Source organism: Vibrio sp. 1180_3, from assembly GCF_029478545.1.
Lineage (GTDB): Bacteria > Pseudomonadota > Gammaproteobacteria > Enterobacterales > Vibrionaceae > Vibrio > Vibrio aestuarianus.
On record NZ_SJFM01000086.1, the window covers coordinates 1 to 3204 of the forward strand.

General features: G+C 38.9%; 2 protein-coding genes. Both read right to left on the reverse strand.

Going from position 1 to position 3204, the window contains the following annotated elements:
• Positions 1–82: 82 nt before the first annotated feature.
• Positions 83–1753 (reverse strand): ATP-binding protein, encoded by a 1671-nt coding sequence (locus tag EYW48_RS20680; RefSeq protein ID WP_277432994.1) that lies wholly within the window; start codon positions 1751–1753, stop codon positions 83–85.
• 54 nt (positions 1754–1807) lie between these two features.
• Positions 1808–3103, reverse strand: a complete 1296-nt coding sequence (locus EYW48_RS20685) for a DNA cytosine methyltransferase (RefSeq protein ID WP_346780440.1) — start codon at positions 3101–3103, stop codon at positions 1808–1810.
• Between the last annotated feature and the right edge of the window lie 101 nt (positions 3104–3204).

A 3204-nucleotide genomic window follows, 5' to 3' on the forward strand; every position in this document is an offset into this window, starting at 1 on the left:
ACTCTACGATTACATGGTCAAATGTATGAAAGAACTGGCAAAGCCAGAGCCTGATATTAACTCTCTTCTGCCTTGGAACGTCTCACACTGAAATTAAAACGCCCCGTGGGATTATGGGGCGCATACGATCTAATGCCTTTAAATCTACTTTATAATTGCTTCTTTTTATCTCAATTACATACAGAATTTCGCCAAGAGCGTTACTACATAAGAAATCAATCCGCTTATTACTTTCTTCCAATTCTTCTTCAGGGAAAGATTGTTTTAACAGTGAAGAGTATGTAACCTCATCTTTAAACTCTAATATCCGTGGGTCTAATAACCACGAAAATTTTTTAAAGAAATCATGAAGAGTAGGTACCTCTCTTGTATTTGTGGTCAAATAGCGTTCAAACTGCTTAATTACTTCTACGCGAGTTATCGCCAAATCACGATATTGTGTAGCTTCTATTGTTTTCCAATCATCCATTAATCGTAGGAGTTTAGGAATATCTTCGCCAGATTCTGATGATATATCAGCTATTTTTGAGGCGTATTCTTTATATGCTTGGTTATCAAACTTATCCATGACTGAACCAATAAGCTCAGCAGATTCCGCCACATCAATGTTGGAATTTTCAAGGATAGGGTTAATGATTTTCTCGCCTAGCTCTCTTTCAAAGGTAGGTAGCTTCGCTTTCCATCCTTTTAAATCAATCTGGTGCTCAATCTCCACAACTTCAAGTTTTGCTTCAGCTCGCTTGGTACGCCACTCTCTACCAACTACCTTAATAATATCCTGTAGGTATGCTTGTAATTCTCTTGTTTCTTCATGTTCCCAGTTTAATGAATGTCGGTCTGTAGATATTACGTCATCTTCAAAGTCATCAATGAAATCGACTTCCAAGTAGCCTGTAACATAGTTATGAAACTGATCATTATCACGAGCACCATAGAAACTTGCTACGTTAACAATTTTGCCCCTCGATGTTAGATAAATACCTCTCATCTCAGTATCTTTTACTGGGGTTTTTAACGTAATAACTGAGCCTTTCATCTGCTGCCAATGAGCATAGGAATCATCATATTTAGAATCAGGAAATTTCCATTCAAATTCTGTGTTAAGCGTTTGAAATTTCAAGTCGTTTGTAACATGAACTTCTGTGTCAGAATCTCCATTTTTTGTAATACGAGTATCCATTTCACTAAAAATGATAAACTTTTTAGACAAACTAAGGGCTATATCTTCAAGATTGAATCCACTTTTTCTTCTAATTTGTTTTAGCTTGATTATAGTTCCAGAAGGAATTGATGTTGGTTCGTTGTGAGCTAGAAGTTCAGGTGAATATTCGTTACCTTGACTATCTTTTATTGCTTCAAGATTCATTATGAAGTGATTTTTAAAACCATCTTTAATGGAAACGACTTCAATTTCATCACAAATGCCAAACACAGATAGTTTGCCTAATCCTTTCTTACCTATTACAGGTCGGCCTTTTGCACTGATTTGTCTCTGTGTATCTCGGCGGCGATTTCGCCCAATAACGAGATACTTGTTGTTCAACTCATCAAATGTCATTCCTTCACCATCATCGACATAGATGATCTCTTTCTCATCATCATTCTCGATAAAGTCAATAGTGACAGTCTCAGCGTCAGCATCCCAAGAATTACTAATTAATTCGGATAAAACGCTCGGAAGCTTTGAATAAAGGGAAACGCCCAAATGCTCAATGGTATTCGGGTCAAATTTAAGGATAAGGGTATCTGACATGGTTCTATCGTAGCCAACTGTTTTATAGTGGCTTTAGTGTACTCGTGAGTGAAATTACCGTTCAAGTAAGTTCATCACAACTTGTCCTATTTGTTTTGCCAAATATGGTGGCACAGCATTTCCTACCTGCACATACTGCTGCGTTCTATTCCCTTCAAACAAATAGTTATCTGGAAACGTTTGTAAACGAGCTGCTTCACGCACCGTTAAGCTTCGGCATTGCTTTGGATCGTAATGAATGAAGTAATGACCATCTTTCGAGATATGGCTGGTTACAGTTGTTGAGTACTTGTTTGCCGCTTGTGTTCTAAAGCGGTCGGCGTGTGTTCCTGTATCCCAGTTTTCATGGGCAGGCGCTAAATCAACAGGAAAATCACGAGCCTTTGGTGACGTACCACCACTTAACTTGGTAAACGCAGCACTAAAAGCATAACGAAGTAAGTCACTTTCCATATGGCCACGAGTTTCATGGTTCAGTACACACGTTGGTGCATTATTACGGTACCATTGAATTAAATGGTTTGGCATGTCTTCTGGTTGGTTAACTGGTTGTGTTGCGCTTCTTTGAAGGTTTTTAACTGGTTTTAAGTCTAATTGTTTTGCATTCTGGAACTGCTTTTTAAGCAGCTTTTTCGCAAAAGTCCCATTCTTAGAAACTGTCTTTTCCCATTCTTTAGCATCATCTTTACGCTTTGAAAAACCACTTCTTAACTTTGGCAAATCAGATAACACTTCTCCAACTGTAACTTTCTGATCATGCTTAGCAAGTATTCCTGGTGTACGCACTATATCGGCACGAACGCCTAATAGGATTACGCGATGACGAGCTTGGGGAACACCATAATATTCAGCTTTAATTAAGTAGTCCGTAGAATCGACATAGGTAGGATTAGTCATATCATCGGCACCTACAACTAGAGAGAATACTTTATATCTCGGTGTTGCTATCTTCGTAACCCTACCAGGAGCCCGCAAATCTTTCAAAATGCGAGGAAACATTACTTCACCATCTATCTTCGCTGAAAGAATGCCACGAACGTTCTCCATAACAAAAACGTCAGGCTGAGCAATAGAGAGCACCTTCAGATACTCTTTGTATAGAAAGTTTCGGTCATCTTTTTTTGCAGTGTAGCCTTCTATACCTGCGTTACGTGAACGACCAGCAAGCGAGTACGCTTGGCAAGGAGGTCCACCTATTACAACTTTAGGGCGATCTCCATGAGCCTCAACTAACTCTTTTATACGTTGATGAATATCTTTATTGTCATCACCTAAAGCATGAGGGCTATAAAGTGTTTCTTGCTGAGCGTCGGCAGCTTGTTGAGGTGTAATGGTACGGTTAACTTGGATGGTATTTAAGCCTTATAATTATCACTACTTATAAGGAATCTGATATGTCACCAAAACTACGAGTGCAAATCACCCCTCAACAGAAGCTTGAATATGCCAAG